At 72.8% G+C, this 14387-nt stretch carries 12 protein-coding genes; 8 read left to right on the plus strand and 4 right to left on the minus strand.

Annotated elements, in window-relative coordinates:
- Positions 1–14 precede the first annotated feature (14 nt).
- The 6 genes from WQ53_RS09115 to WQ53_RS09140 are packed head-to-tail and all read left to right on the plus strand — an operon-like array spanning position 15 to position 6272.
- Complete coding sequence (locus WQ53_RS09115) at positions 15–1028, plus strand: stage II sporulation protein M (RefSeq protein WP_052631878.1); 1014 nt, start codon at positions 15–17, stop codon at positions 1026–1028.
- Positions 1018–2532 carry a DUF4129 domain-containing protein gene (locus WQ53_RS09120; RefSeq protein ID WP_052631879.1) on the plus strand — a complete coding sequence of 505 codons (1515 nt, stop codon included), beginning with the start codon at positions 1018–1020 and terminating at the stop codon, positions 2530–2532. Before WQ53_RS09115 ends, WQ53_RS09120 begins: the two co-directional genes overlap by 11 nt.
- A complete protein-coding gene (locus WQ53_RS09125) occupies positions 2529–3671 on the plus strand; it encodes a DUF4350 domain-containing protein (protein ID WP_082113126.1) in 1143 nt (380 codons plus the stop codon). The genes WQ53_RS09120 and WQ53_RS09125 overlap by 4 nt, the downstream gene beginning before the upstream one ends.
- Positions 3668–4663, plus strand: coding sequence for an AAA family ATPase (locus tag WQ53_RS09130; RefSeq protein ID WP_052631881.1), 996 nt, complete (start codon positions 3668–3670; stop codon positions 4661–4663). The genes WQ53_RS09125 and WQ53_RS09130 overlap by 4 nt, the downstream gene beginning before the upstream one ends.
- Before the next feature lie 37 nt (positions 4664–4700).
- Positions 4701–5999 (plus strand): DUF58 domain-containing protein, encoded by a 1299-nt coding sequence (locus WQ53_RS09135; protein ID WP_052631882.1) that lies wholly within the window; start codon positions 4701–4703, stop codon positions 5997–5999.
- 36 nt (positions 6000–6035) lie between these two features.
- Entirely contained in the window at positions 6036–6272 is a 237-nt protein-coding gene (locus WQ53_RS09140; protein ID WP_052631883.1) for a hypothetical protein, read from the plus strand.
- 307 nt (positions 6273–6579) lie between these two features.
- On the opposite strand, the gene WQ53_RS09145 is transcribed toward WQ53_RS09140, so the two are convergent.
- Together WQ53_RS09145 and aroE are read right to left on the minus strand one after the other, a co-directional pair.
- Positions 6580–7809, minus strand: coding sequence for a P1 family peptidase (locus WQ53_RS09145; RefSeq protein WP_082112935.1), 1230 nt, complete (start codon positions 7807–7809; stop codon positions 6580–6582).
- 5 nt (positions 7810–7814) lie between these two features.
- Entirely contained in the window at positions 7815–8663 is an 849-nt protein-coding gene (aroE, locus tag WQ53_RS09150) for a shikimate dehydrogenase (protein ID WP_052631884.1), read from the minus strand.
- A gap of 47 nt (positions 8664–8710) precedes the next feature.
- On the opposite strand from aroE, the gene WQ53_RS09155 reads away from it, so the two are divergent.
- Positions 8711–9598: a TolB family protein gene (locus WQ53_RS09155; RefSeq protein WP_052631885.1), complete on the plus strand. Its 888-nt coding sequence runs from the start codon at positions 8711–8713 to the stop codon at positions 9596–9598.
- 6 nt (positions 9599–9604) lie between these two features.
- On the opposite strand, the gene hemB is transcribed toward WQ53_RS09155, so the two are convergent.
- On the minus strand, positions 9605–10594 hold the full coding sequence (hemB, locus tag WQ53_RS09160) for a porphobilinogen synthase (RefSeq protein ID WP_052631886.1): 990 nt from the start codon (positions 10592–10594) through the stop codon (positions 9605–9607).
- A 161-nt stretch (positions 10595–10755) separates the two neighbouring features.
- On the opposite strand from hemB, the gene WQ53_RS09165 reads away from it, so the two are divergent.
- On the plus strand, positions 10756–11208 hold the full coding sequence (locus WQ53_RS09165) for a hypothetical protein (RefSeq protein ID WP_052631887.1): 453 nt from the start codon (positions 10756–10758) through the stop codon (positions 11206–11208).
- 385 nt (positions 11209–11593) lie between these two features.
- On the opposite strand, the gene WQ53_RS09170 is transcribed toward WQ53_RS09165, so the two are convergent.
- Positions 11594–13804: a S9 family peptidase gene (locus WQ53_RS09170; RefSeq protein ID WP_144409423.1), complete on the minus strand. Its 2211-nt coding sequence runs from the start codon at positions 13802–13804 to the stop codon at positions 11594–11596.
- Between the last annotated feature and the right edge of the window lie 583 nt (positions 13805–14387).

The raw sequence follows: 14387 nt of genomic DNA on the forward strand, positions 1-14387 counted from the left end.
TGCGGAGGGCGCGGATGAGGCAGGAGCAGTTCGTGGCCCGCCACCAGGCCGAGTGGGACGCCTTCGAGCTGTGGCTGCAGGCGTGCGGCGAGCGCGTCCGCGCCCGGCGCCCCGGCGACGCGCCGGTGGGCCTGGACGACGGCGAGGTCCCGGCGCGCTACCGCCGGTTGTGCCAGCAGCTGGCGCTGGCGCGCCGGCGCGGCTACAGCACGCCGCTGCTGGAGCGGCTGCAGGGGCTGATGCAGCGCGGCCACGCGGTGCTGTACCGCGCGCCGCCGCCGCGCTGGCGCCGCGCCGCCGAGTTCCTGGTCGCTGGTTTCCCGCAGCTGGTGCGCAGCCAGGCCGGTTGCATGGCTGCTTCGCTGCTGCTGTTCGCGGTGCCGCTGGTGGGACTGTTCGTGTTGCTGCAGTTCCGCCCGGAGTTGATCCACCAGCTGCTCGACCCGGCCCAGATCGCACGGATGGAGGCCATGTACGACCCGTCCGACCCGCGCAACGCGCTGGGCCGCGACAGCGGCAGCGACTGGCAGATGTTCGGCCACTACGTGATGAACAACATCAGCATCGGCCTGCGCACCTTCGCCGGCGGCCTGCTGGCCGGGGTCGGCACGATCCTGGTGCTGATCGCCAACGGCGTGAACATCGGCGCGGTGGCCGGGCACCTGCAGGCGATCGGGCACGGCGATCCGTTCTGGCGCTTCGTCGCCGGCCATGCGCCGCTGGAGCTGACCGCGATCGTGATCGCCGGCGGCGCCGGCCTGCGTCTGGGCCTGGGCCTGGTCGCACCGGGACGGCGCCGGCGCCGCGATGCGCTGGTGCATGCCGGCCGCATCGGCGCGCGGCTGTGCCTGGGGGTGGCGGTGATGCTGCTGCTGGCTGCGTTCGTGGAAGCGTTCTGGTCCTCGACCCAGTCGATCCCGGCCTGGCTCAAGTACGCGGTCTCGGCGCTGTTGTGGGCCGGCGTGCTGGGCTGGCTGTGGCGCGGCGGACACGGCACTGCGGCCGCGGAGGGCGACGATGAGGCCTGAGGACCTGGACGTGGCCCTGCGCCCGCGCTCGTCGTGGGAAGCGATGGAACTGGGCACCGCGCTGCTGCGCCGCCACGCCGGCGCGGTCTGGCAGCCGTGGCTGCTGGCCACGCTGCCGGTGTTCGCGCTGCTCAACGCCGCGGCCTGGATGCTGGACCGGCTGTGGCTGGCGATGGTGCTGATGTGGTGGCTCAAGCCGCTGTTCGAGCGGATCCCGCTGTACGTGCTTTCGCGCGGGGTGTTCGGGCGCACGCCGCCGGCGTGGGAGACGCTGCGCGCGCAGGTGGCGTTCGGCCGCGGCGCGATGCCGGGCTACCTGCTGTGGCGGCGCCTGTCGCCGGCGCGCTCGCTGCTGCTGCCGGTGGACGTGCTCGAAGGTACTGCCGGGACGCAGCGCTGGATGCGCCGGCGCGTGGTCGGCGGGCCGGCGTATGCGCAGGCGGCGCTGCTGACCTGGACCTGCTGGCTGTTCGAGCTGGCGCTGGCGCTGGGTGCGGTGGCGGCGGTGTTCGTCGCCGTTCCGGCCGAGCTGCTGCCCGCGTCGCTGCGCTCGTTCTGGGCGCTGCTGTACGGCGGCCCGCCACCGTGGCTGCTGCTGGGCTTCAACCTGGCCTTCTGGCTGGCGATGTCGGTGATCGGGCCGTTCTACACGGCCGCCGGCTTCGGCCTGTACCTCAACCGGCGCACCGAGACCGAGGCCTGGGACGTGGAACTGGCGTTCCGGCGCCTGCGCGAACGGCTGCTCGCGCAGGCGGCCGCGCCGCTGGCGGTGGCGCTGCTGGCGTGCACGCTGCTGCTGCCGTGGTCGGCGTACGCCCAGGAGCCAGGCGACGATGCGGAGCCGGCGACGCTGGAGCAGGTGTTCGGTCCCCGGCTGGCCGACGATGCCGGTTTCCGCGAGGCGGCCGCGCGCGCCTACCGCGATCCGCCGCTGGGCGGCGAGCGCACGCTGGTGGAATGGAAGCCGAAGGCCAAGGAGCGGCCCCAGCGCAGGCCAGGCCCGGACCTGTCGGCCTTGGCCGCGCTGCTGTCGCTGCTCGCCGAGTGGGGCCTGTGGATCCTGGCCGGCGTGCTGCTGCTGGCGGTCGTGCTGACCGCGCCGCGCTGGCTGCCGTGGCTGCGCGGTTCGCTGCGGCGCAGGCGCACGGTGCCGACGCCGGTGGCGACCGTCGTGCTGGCGGAACCCGAGCCGCTGCCCGACGACATCGCCAGCGTCGCGCGCCGGCTCTGGCAGGACGGCCGCCAGCGCGACGCGCTGGCGCTGCTGTACCGCGGCAGCGTCGAGGCGATGAGCCTGCAGGCCGGGGTCGAACTGCCACCCGGTGCGACCGAGGCGCAATGCCTGCGCGCGGCGCGCCGGTTGCCGCTGGACGCCGCGCGCGAACTGTTCGCGGGCGTGGTGCGGGTGTGGCAGTACGCCGCCTACGCTGGCCGCCTGCCGGAGCAGGACGAGTTCGAGTCACTGCTGGACGCGGCGCGCGTGCAATGGGGATGGAGCCGATGAGGCCGGCCGCGCAGAAGTGGCTGCTGGGCACGGTGCTGGCGCTGGCGGCGGCTGCGCTGGTGGCCGCGGCGGTGGCCTGGTTCCTGCACACCCACGAGCGGGTCGAGCGCCAGGTGCCGCTGCCGCCCGCCGGCGAGGCGGTCTGGAACCCGCTGTACGCGCTGCGCGAGACCCTGCGTGGCGATGGGGTGGAGGCGGTGACCCGGCAGCGGCTGCAGCCGGCGCTGTTCGCGTCGGCGACGGACGACACCGTGCTGTTCGACACCGACCCGGCGCGCCTGCGCGCCGGCGAGGTCGAGGCGCTGCTCGACTGGGTTGCCCGCGGCGGCCACCTGCTGCTGCGCACGCCGCGGCAGGGCTGGTTCGACGGGGAAGACGAGGCCGACGTGCCGCCGTTGCTGCACCGGCTCGGCGTGCGCGAGCTGCTGCCGCCCGGCTGCGTCGAGCTGCAGGTGCGCGACGAGGAACCGCACGTGGAACTGTGCGACGGCTGGCGCATGCGGCTGGAGGGCGTGTCGCCGCTGCGCGCCTGGGGCGATGCGCAGGACGGGTATGCGTTCGTCCGCCTGGCCCACGGCCGCGGCGTCGTCGACCTGCTCGCCGATTTCGATTTCCTCGCCAATTCGCGGCTGGACGAGGCCACGCACCAGGCCCTGGCCCGGCAGCTGCTGGCACCGCGCTACGGCCGCGGGACGGTGCACCTGGTCCACGACGCCCGCCTGGATTCGCTCTGGTGGCGGCTGGTCCGGCACGGCTGGCCGCTGTGGCTGCCGCTGGCATTGCTGCTGGCCGGCTGGCTGTGGCGGCGCGCACAGCGCTTCGGGCCGTGGCTGCCGTCGCCGGCGACCGCGCGCCGTTCGCTGCGCGAGCACGTGCGTGCCGGCGGCGCGCTGCTGTTCCGCCACGGCCAGGCACCGCTGCTGTACGACGCGGTGCGCGAGGCGTTCCTGGCGCGGCTGCGCCGGCGCGACCCGGCCACCGCCGCGCTGGCCGGCGAAGCGCGGGTGCAGGCGCTGGCCGAGCGCCTGCAGCTGCCGCACTACCTGGTCCGCGAGGCGCTGACCCGCAGCGGCGTGCAGGACCGCCATACCTATTTCGCGCGCGTGCGCACCCTGATCCAGATGAGGAACCGGCTATGAACGAGACCGCCACGACCCCGGACCCGCGTCCACTCACCGGCCCGGCGCTGTGCGAGCGCGTGGAGGCCGTCCGCAGCGAAGTGGCCAAGGCCTTCATCGGCCAGGACGAGGCCCTGGACCAGGTCCTGGTCGCGCTGCTGGCCGGCGGCCACGTGCTGGTCGAGGGCGTGCCCGGGCTGGGCAAGACCCTGTTGGTGCGCGCGCTGGGCCAGGCGCTGGAACTGGACTGGGCACGGGTGCAGTTCACACCCGACCTGATGCCCAGCGACGTCAGCGGCCACGCGGTCTACGACCCGAAGACCGAGAGCTTCAAGATCCGCCGCGGCCCGGTGTTCACCCACCTGCTGCTGGCCGACGAGATCAACCGCGCCCCGGCCAAGACCCAGTCGGCGCTGCTGGAGGTGATGCAGGAAGGGCAGGTGACGATCGAGGGCCGCTCGTTCGCGCTGGCGCCGCCGTTCATGGCCCTGGCCACGCAGAACCCGGTCGAGCAGGAAGGCACCTATCCGCTGCCGGAGGCGCAGCTGGACCGGTTCCTGCTCAAGGTGCTGATCGGCTACCCGAAGCTGGAGGAGGAGAAGCGGCTGGTCGAGGCGACCACCTCCGGGCGCAGCGGCGGCGACTTCGACCTGTCGCAGGTGCGGCGCGTGGCCGGCGCCGCCGAGGTGCTGGGCATGCAGCAGGGCACCGCGCAGGTGGCGGTGGACCCGGCGGTGCTCGACTACGCGGTGCGGATCGCGGCGGCCACGCGCAAGTCGCCCGGGATCGCGCTGGGCGCCGGTCCGCGCGGCAGCATCGCCCTGGTCCGCGCCGCGCGCGCGCAGGCGGTGCTCGGCGGCCGCGACTTCGCCACGCCCGACGATGTGCGCGCGATCGCGCTGCCGGCGCTGCGGCACCGGATCATGCTGGCGCCGGAACTGCAGATCGACGGGCAGTCGGTGGACGACGTGCTGCAAGGCCTGCTGGCGCGGGTGGAGGCGCCGCGCCAGTGAGCGATGCAACGTCTGCGATCGCGCCCCGGGTGCGCGGATGAGACCGGCGCCGGCGCTGCTGGTGCTGCTGGCCGCGTGGGCGGTGGTCGGTGCGCTGGTGCTGGCCGGTCGCGTGCCGATGGTGGCCTGGACCGGGTCGGCCGCGGCGCTGGCGGCGGTCGCGCTGCTCGACGCGCTGCGGCTGCGGCACCGGCCGACCCCGGAGGTCGAGCGCGTGCTGCCCGAGGCGCTGCCGGTGGGCCACGGCCGCGAGGTCGAACTGCGCATCACCACCGCGCGCCGGCAATGGCTGGAGGTGTTCGACCTGCATCCGGTCGGCTGGCCGGTCGAGGGCCTGCCGCAGCGGCTGCGGGTGCGGCCCGGCGAGGCGACGCTGCTGCGCTACCGGCTCACCGCCGCCGCGCGCGGGCTGGCCGAGTTCCCCGGCACCCAGCTGCGCCTGCGCTCGCCGTGGCGGCTGTGGACGCAGTCGCGGCTGGCCGGCGCGCCGCGGCAGGTGCGGGTCTATCCCGATTTCGCGCCGCTGGCGCGGCTGGCGCTGCTCAGCGCCGAACAGGCCTCGCGGCTGGTCGGCGCGCACCTGCGCCGCCGCCGCGGCGAAGGCACCGATTTCCAGCAGATGCGCGAGTACCGCGTCGGCGACAGCCTGCGCCGGATCGACTGGAAGGCCACCGCCCGCGCGCGCAAGCTGGTCTCGCGCGAGTACCAGGAAGAGCGCAACCAGCAGCTGCTGCTGGTGGTCGACACCGGCCGGCGCATGCTCGCCAGCGAGGGCGGGCTGTCGCACTTCGACCACGCGCTCAACGCTGCGCTGGTGGTCGGCTGGCTGGGCCTGCGCCAGGGCGATGCGGTCGGGCTGATGGCGGCCGGCGGGCCGGCGCGCTGGGTGCCGCCCAAGCGCGGCATGGGCGCGCTGGATGCGCTGCTGCGCGCCAGCTATGACCTGCAGCCCGAGCCGGTGGCCACCGACTACCTGGCCCTGGCCGGGGAGCTGGCCAGGCGCCAGCCGCGGCGCGCGCTGCTGATGCTGGCGACCAACGTGCGCGACGAGGACAGCGAGGAACTGCTGTCCGCGGTGCGCCTGCTGCAGCGCCGGCACCTGGTGTGCGTGGCCAGCCTGCGCGAGCAGGTCCTGGACGCGTCGCTGCAGGCGGAGGTGGACAGCCTGGACGACGCGATCGACGCCGGCGCGGTCGCGCACTACCTGCAGCAGCGCGCCGCCGCGCACGATGCGCTGCGCCAGCACGGGGTGATGGTCCTGGACGTGGCTCCCGCCGATTTGCCTGCCGCGCTGGTCGAGCGCTACCTGGCGGTCAAGCGTGACGGACTGTTGTAGCCTGTAGGCCTCTCATCCAGATCGGCGGAGCGGCAGATGGCAACGGGACAGGGTTCGACCGGCAACGTGATCGCGGCGCTGTGCAGTTTCGTCGTGCCGGGGCTGGGCCAGCTGATCCAGGGCCGGCTGCTGTCGGCGATCCTGTGGTTCATCTCGGCGTGTATTGCCTTTGCGATCACCTGGCTGCTCACGCTGTCGCTGCTGCCGTTCGGCTGGTTCGTGGTCAGCGTGTTCGCCTGCATCAACGCGGCGGTGTACCGGCGCCCGGCCTGAGCAGCGCCGCGGCGTTCCGGCGCCCGGACATCTGAATATCCCCGTCGTCCCGGCGCACGCCGGGACCCAGCGACTTCCGCCTCTGATGGCGAGGTGTTGCGCTTCGGAAGGGGCCGCCGCGCCCTGGGGTCTGGCGCATCGCTCCACTCCGGCGCCCTGCCTCCGAGTCGCGAACGCAGCACATCCCTGTGCTGCTTGCGCCAGACCCCCAGGGCACGGCGGCCTCGCGGCATTGATGTCGTGGCTTCGCTCGAAGCAACAGCAAAGGCATTGGGTCACGGCATGCGCCGGGACGACGGCGAGTCTTCTACGGGTGCGTGGAGGTAGTCGCCGGCGCCGTCAGCGCACCGGCCGCGTCCAGCGCCTGCAGCAGCGGCTCCAGCGGCAACGCCGGCGCGGTACCGCGGTGCCCGTGCACGGTCCGCGCGCGCAGCATCGAGTTGAGGATCGCTTCCTCGGTCGCCTCGGCCACGGCCTGGAACAGCGACGTCATGCCGTCGCCGGCGACGCTGGCGGCCGGCTGCACCGCCACGCCGGGACGGCGCCGGTTCGACTCGGCGGTGGAGAACGCGATCACGTAGTCGCCCGAGCCGTGCGACATGTCCGAGCCGGTACGGGCCAGGCCGACCAGGGCGCGGCTGGCCAGCCGGCGCAAGGCCGACGGATCCAGCGGCGCGTCGGTGGCGACGACGATCATGATGCTGCCGTCGCCGCCCGACGGCGCCGGCACCTGCGCGCGCGCCACCGCGGCCGGATCGGGCAGCGTCTTCCACACCGGCACACCGGCCACGGTCAGGTGGCCGCCATAGTTGCTCTGCACCAGCACCCCCACCGTCCAGCCGCCCTGCGCGGCCGGCAGCGCGCGCGAGCTGGTGCCGATGCCGCCCTTCCAGCCGAAGGCGACGGTGCCGGCGCCGGCACCGACCGCGCCTTCCTCGACTTCGCCGTACGACAGCCGGGTCAGCGCCTGTTCGACCTGGGCCGGGCCGACGGGACGGGCGCGGATGTCGCTGAGGTAACCGTCGTTGGTCTCGCCGACGACCGGATTGATCGAGCGCACCTGCTCCATGCCCGGCTGCGCCAGCAGCCGGGCGGCCAGCGCGTCGGCCGCGTTCCACACGCCGAGCGTGCCGGTCAGCAGCACCGGCGTTTCCAGTTCGCCCAGCTCCTGCACCTGGGTGACGCCGAGCAGCTTGCCGAAGCCGTTGCCGACCACGATCGCCGCCGGCACGCGTTCCAGGTACGGGTTGCCGCGGTGCGGGACGATGGCGGTGACGCCGGTGTTGAAGCGGGTTCCCTGCGCCAGCGTGGCATGGCCGACGCCGACGCCGGTCACATCGGTGATCGCGTTGTGCGGGCCCGGCGACAGGGTACCGACGACGATGCCGATGTCGCGTGCGCGCGGACGCGAAGTGTCATCGGCCTGCGCAACCGGCGCCAACAGGGCCAGCGTCAGCAATGCGACGACGCGGCAGCGGGAGGAAAGCGGGAAACGCGGCGTGGCCGCGGCGGCCCGGCGCCGCAAGTCCAGGGACATCCGGCTCAATCCGCGGTCACCAGCGCGTCCTCGCGCTCGCGCAGCGCGGTGTAGACCGCATCGGTCTGCGGGCGCACGCCGTGCCACTGCTCGAAGGCCTCGGCAGCCTGCTCGACCAGCATGCCCAGGCCGTCGACCACGTTGTGGCAACCGGCCGAGCGCGCCCAGGCCAGGAACGGGATCGCGACCTCGCCGTAGTTCAGGTCCACCGCCAGGGTGCGGCTGTTGACCAGCGACAGCGGCGCGCTGAAGGCGGCGTCCGGGTCGCGCCCGGCCGAGGTGGCGTTGACGATCAGCTCGAAGTCGCCGAGGTCGCGCAGGTCCTTCCAGTAGCGCGAATGCGCGCGGCCGGGCTCACCGAGCGCGTCGGCCAGCGCGTCGGCGCGTTCGGGCGTGCGGTTGACCAGCACCAGTTCGCCGATGCCCGCGTCCAGCAGCGCCGGCGCCACCCCGCGCGCGGCGCCGCCGGCGCCGACCAGCAACGCGCGGCGCGCGCGCAGGTCCAGGCCGTGGCGGCCGGTGAGGTCGCGCACCAGGCCGGCGCCGTCGGTGTTGTCGCCGTGCCACTGGCCGTCGTTGCGGGTCAGCGTATTGACCGCGCCGGCGCGCCGCGCCCGGCTGCTGGTCTGCGCGCACAGCGCGAACGCGGCCTCCTTCAGCGGTGCGGTGACGTTGGCGCCGCGCCCGCCGGCACCGGCGAACCGTTCTAGCTCGGCGGCGAAATCCTGCGCCGGTGCGTCGATGGCGGTGTATTCCAGGGCGATGCCGCACTGCCGGGCGAAGGCGGCGTGGATGCGGGGCGACAGCGACTGGACGATCGGGTGGCCGAAGACGGCGTATCGGGCGATGGACATGGCGTGGTATGAATCCGCGGGTAGGGATCTGGCCGGGAGCGACCGCCATGAAGCGTGCACTGGGCGTCGCCTTCGCTTGCAGTCTACTCTGCGGCCCGGCGCTGGCGCAGCTGGCCGAATACGGCATCGAGGGCATCTGGACCGTGTCCACCCGCGACGCCGAATTGCGTGGCAGCGTGTCCCCCGACGGCCGGCGCATGGTCTGGGGCAGCGACCGCGCCGGCGGTCCCGGCGGCGGCGACCTGTGGCAGGCGCGCAACGAGGATGGGCGCTGGCTCGATCCGCAGCCGCTGCCGTTCAACACCGCGGCCGGGGAGGCCGAGCCGATGTTCGGCGCCGACGGGCGCTGGCTGTACTTCGTGTCCGACCGCCCCGGCGGCGCCGGCGGGCGCGACCTGTACCGGGTCGCGGTGCTTGCCGATGGCGGCTGGGGCGAGCCGCAGCGGCTGCGCGACGGCATCAACACGCTCGCCGACGAGCGCTCGCCGACGCCATTGGCCGACGGCCGCATGCTGTCGTTCGCCAGCGACCGTGCGGGCGGTGCCGGCGGCCACGACCTCTACCTGGCGACCCTGGAGGGAGACGCGGCGCCCGTGGCGGTGCCGGGCGTCAACACCGCCGCCGACGAGATCGACGCGGCCTGGCTGGACGGCGGCCGCGCGCTGCTGTTCTCGCGCGGCGACGAGGCGGCGGGCACGGCCCGGCTGTACGTGGCCGCCTGCGACGGCCATGCCTATGCCGGCGCGTTGCCATGGACGCTGTCCTTCAACACCGAAGACGGCTACACCCGCGCCCCGGTCGCCGATCCGTCGCGCCCGGCCGAAGGCACCGTCACCGGTTCGGCGCGCGCGCCGAAGGCGGGGCGGACCGATCTCTACCGCATCGTGCTGCCGCGGGTCCGCGGCCAGGACGGCTGCCGGCCCGCGGGCGGCTGAGCGCGCTCAGCCCTCGCGCAGCCAGCGCGCCGCGTCCAGCGCGAAGTAGCTCAGCACGCCGTCGGCGCCGGCGCGCTTGAACGCCAGCAGCGCCTCCAGCGCGCAGGCTTTCTCGTCGAGCCAGCCGTTGGCCGCGGCGGCCTTGAGCATCGCGTACTCGCCGCTGACCTGGTAGGCGAAGGTCGGCACGCCGAACGCGTCCTTCACCCGCCGCACCACGTCCAGGTAGGGCAGGCCGGGCTTGACCATGACCATGTCCGCGCCCTCGGCGATGTCCAGCTCGACCTCGCGCAGCGCCTCGTCGCCGTTGGCCGGGTCCATCTGGTAGGTGTGCTTGCCGCCCTTGCCCAGGTTGCCGGCGCTGCCGACCGCGTCGCGGAATGGGCCGTAGAAGGCCGAGGCGTACTTGGCCGAGTAGGCCATGATCTTGGTGTTGACGAAGCCCTCGGCCTCCAGCGCCTCGCGGATCGCGCCGATGCGGCCGTCCATCATGTCGCTGGGCGCGACCACGTCGGCGCCGGCGCGCGCGTGCGACAGCGCCTGCTTGACCAGCGCGTGCACGGTGACGTCGTTGGCCACGTAGCCGCTCTCGTCGAGGATCCCGTCCTGGCCGTGGGTGGTGAACGGATCCAGGGCGACGTCGGTGATCACGCCCAGCTGCGGGAAGCGCGCCTTCAGCGCGCGCACCGCGCGCTGGGCCAGGCCGTCCTCGGCCCAGGCCGCCTCGGCGTCCAGCGACTTGGCCTCGGCCGGGGTCACCGGGAACAGCGCCAGTGCCGGCACTTTCAGTTCCGCCGCCTGTTCGGCCACCGCCAGCAGCGCATCGATCGACAGCCGCTCCACGCCCGGCATCGACGGCACCGTGGCGCGGCCGGGCAGGTCGTGGACGAACACCGGGTAGATCAGATCGTCGGCGCTCAGCACGTGCTCGCGCACGAGCCGGCGGGAGAAGTCGTCGCGGCGCATGCGCCGCAGGCGGACGTGGGGGAAGCTCATCGGGAACTCCGCAGGACGCAGGCGGCCATGATACGCCCGGCCTGCGGCGGGCCTGACCGGTTCACCGACCGCTACGGGCCGCCGGACGGGATTTGCGGCCGATTCACACCGGTCGGCGGATGATGCGGTCACAATCCATCGCCTAACCGTCGGGGACCGCCATGCGCCTGCAGATCGCCATCGTGACCGCTGTCCTGTTCCTGTCCGGCTGCGCCGGGTCGTCCAAGGTGATGATCGGCCAGGCCCGCCCGCCGATCGATCCGGCGCAGGTCCAGGTCTATTCCGTGCCGCCACCCGGCTCGCTGGACGTGGCCCAGCTGGAAGCCTCCAGCGCGATCGGCTTCGGCACCCAGGGCCAGACCGACTCGGCCGTCGAACGGCTCAAGCGCGAGGCTGCGGCCTTGGGCGCCAACGGCATCGTGCTGATCGGCGTCGGCACGGCCGGCTCGCCGGCGAGCATGTCGGTCGGCGCCGGCAGCTGGGGCCGCAGTTCCTATGGCGGTGTCGGCATCGGCATCCCGACCAGCCAGAAGAAGGCGGCGGCCATGGCGATCTGGGTGCCGCCGGGCGCGCAGCAGCAGCCGTCGCCAGCACCGTCGACCACGCCGTTGTAGGAGCCCAGCTTGCTGGCGACATGGGCGTCGGAGTGCCGAGGGCGTCGCCTGTGCCGACGGCGTCGTGTCGCCGGCTGAACCCGGCTCCTACAACGGCAGCGCCGCACCGCTCTTCTGTAGGAGCTGACTTCAGTCGGCGACACGAGCGTCGGAACCACGAGGGCGTCTGTGCCGACGGCATCGCGTCGCGGGCAAGCCCGGCTCCTACAACGGCCGCGTCGCGTTCCTGCAGGAGCCCGGCTTGCTGGCGATGCGGGCGTCGGAATGCCGGGGGCGTCGCCTGTGCCGCCGGCGTCGTGTCGCCGGCTGAACCCGGCTCCTACAAGGCATAGGGCGTCGCGGCCGGTAGCGAACGGCCGCCCGCGTCGACGCTGTCCCCCGCAGCTCAACGCCCCGGTTGCAGACACCGCGCGAAGAAATCCTCCGCCAGCCGGTACCGGTGCAGCGCATCCTTGCCCGCCAGTCCGTGCTTGGCGCCCGGATAGGCCATCAGCTCGAACGGCTGCCCGCGCTGCTGCAGCGCCGCCATCACCGCGGTGGAATTGGTGAACAGCACGTTGTCGTCGGCCATGCCATGGACCAGCAGCAGCTTCGGCGCGCCTTCGCCGACCAGGCCGTCGACATGGGTGAGCACGCGCGCGTCGCGGTAGCCGTCGGGGTTGGCCGCCGGCAGGTCCATGTAGCGCTCGGTGTAGTGGGTGTCGTACAGGGCCCAGTCGCTGACCGGCGCGCCGGCCACGCCGCAGGCGTAGGCGTCGGTGCGGGCCAGCAGCATCAGGGTCATGTAGCCGCCGTTGGACCAGCCGTGCACGCCGATCCGCGCCGGGTCGACCCACGGTTGCGACTTCAGCCACTCGACTCCACGCAGTTGGTCGTCCACTTCCACCGTGCCCTGCCGGCCGTACAGCGCACCGCCGAAATCGCGGCCACGGCGCGGGGTGCCGCGGTTGTCCAGCGAGAACACCACGTAGCCCTGCTGCGCCAGGTACTGGTTGAACAGCGCATCGCTGCGCGACGGCCAGGCGCGGGTCACGGTCTGCGCGGCCGGGCCGCCATAGACGAAGACCACGACCGGGTGCCGCTTCGCCGGATCGAAGCCTTCGGGCTTGATCAGGCTGTAGTGCAGGGGCGTGGTGCCGTCGGCCGCGGTGATCGTGCCGAACTCGACCGGGCGCTGCGCGTCGCGGTACTGCGCGTAGGGATGCGACGGGTCGTCCAGGTCGTTGCGCAGCAGCGTGGCCAGTCGGGTGCCGTCGTTGCCGAACAGCTCGATCTGCGGCGGCGTGCCCGGCGCGGACCAGCTGTCGACGTAGACGCTGGCGTTGCGCGCGAAGCTGGCGGCGTGGATGCCGGCCTGTTGCGACAGCTTCTCCACCGCGCCGCCGGCCAGCGGCACGCGGTAGACATGTTTCTCCAGCGCGGAGTCCCTGGTGCCGGCGAACCATACGTAGCCGGCCTTCGGGTCCAGTGCCAGCACCTCGTCCACCCCCCAGTCGCCGGAGGTCAGCGGCGCGAGCGTGGCGCCGTCCTCGGAGGCCAGGTACAGGTGCTGGAAGCCGCTGCGCTCGGACGACCACAGGAAGCGGCCGTCGGGCAGGAAGCGCAGGCTGTTGTGCAGCGGCACCCAGGTCTTGGAGGTCTCGGTGGCCAGGATGCGCTGCGCGCCGGTGGCCAGGGTGGTCTCGACCAGTTCGAGGGTCCTCTGGTCGCGCGACTGGCGCTGGAAGGTCAGGCGCTGCGGATCGCGCCAGTCGACGCGGGCCAGGTAGATGTCCTGCTCCGGACCGAGGTCGATCCATTGCGGCTTCGCACCGGCCTTCGGCGCGACGACGCCCAGCTGCACCAGCACGTTGCGGTCGCCGGCGGCCGGATAGCGCTGCTCGATCACCTCGGTGCGGTCGGCGTAGACCTCGTAGCGCTTCTGTACCGGCACCGGTGATTCGTCGATGCGGGCGAAGGCGATCGCGCTGTCGTCCGGCGCCCACCAGTAGCCGGTGTGGCGGTCCATCTCCTCGTCGGCGACGAACTCGGCCACGCCGTTGCCGATGGTGTCGCTGCCGTCGAAGGTCAGCTGCGCTTCCTTGCCGCTGGCCAGGTCGATCACCCACAGGTTGCGGCCGCGGACGAAGCTGGCGTAGCCGCCCCTGGGCGAGATCCGCGGGTCGGTGGCGAAGCCGCGGCCGCTGGTGAGGCGGCGCACCGCGTCGGCGCCGCCGCGATCCAGGTCGTAGAAGTAGAGCTCGCCACCGAGCGGAAACAGCAGCGCGCGGCCGTCCGGCGCCCACTGGTAGTCGACGATGCCGGAGTAGGCGGCGATGCGCTGGCGCTCGCGCCGCGCCTTCTCCTCGTCGCTGAGCGTTTCGGCGCCCGGCAGCACCACGCTGGAATCGACCAGCAGCCGGGTCTGGCCGCTGGCGATGTGGTACTCCCACAGGTCCAGGCGGTTGCGGTCACTGTCCTTGCCGCGCAGGAACGTCACCCGCGAACCGTCGGGTGCGACCTGCGGCTTCATCAGGGTCGGGCCGGACAGCGGCGCCGGGCCGGTGATCGCCTCCAGGGTGAGTTTGGCGGCGTGGAGCGGGGCGGCGGCGAGCATCGTCATCAGCAGGACCGGTAGGGCGAGGCGCATGCGGTGTTCCGGTGGGCGGGTGTGGACCAGCGCCGGATTGTAGGGCGCGCGCCCGGTCGGCCGAACGGGCCAACGGCGGTCTTCTAATGTCCAGGTGGTGTCTCATCCGCTGTCTGATGCTGTCCTGCGACATGACAGCGTTGTCGGAATAAGTGAGGCCCAGTTCAGGAATACGCCACGATATGCAATCAAATGCGAATAAATTCAGCGATCATCGTTTTTGTGAAAGTTAGTGGCGCCTTATGGATTGTGCGGCGCAGCGCCGTTCTGGAGGCATCGCTTCCAACGTGTGAAGGCTGGTGCGGTGAGGTGCCAGACTGGCGCATTCGAGTCTGGAATGAGAATTGGTATTCAAATTCAACGAGATACGGACTGCCTGGACGCCCGCGCCCAGCGTCCACCAGCGCATGACAGCGCTGGTCCCTGCTGCTGCGCAGCATGAAAAAACGGCAATTTGGCGTTTTTTTCTGGATTCACTTCCCTGTTTGGCCGGTCAATTTGACAACGCTGTCAGGCGGAACTCCTAATCCGCCGCGTCGGCGCCCTGTCC

Origin of the sequence: Pseudoxanthomonas suwonensis (genome assembly GCF_000972865.1) — a bacterium.
Taxonomy (GTDB): Bacteria; Pseudomonadota; Gammaproteobacteria; order Xanthomonadales; family Xanthomonadaceae; genus Pseudoxanthomonas; species Pseudoxanthomonas suwonensis_B.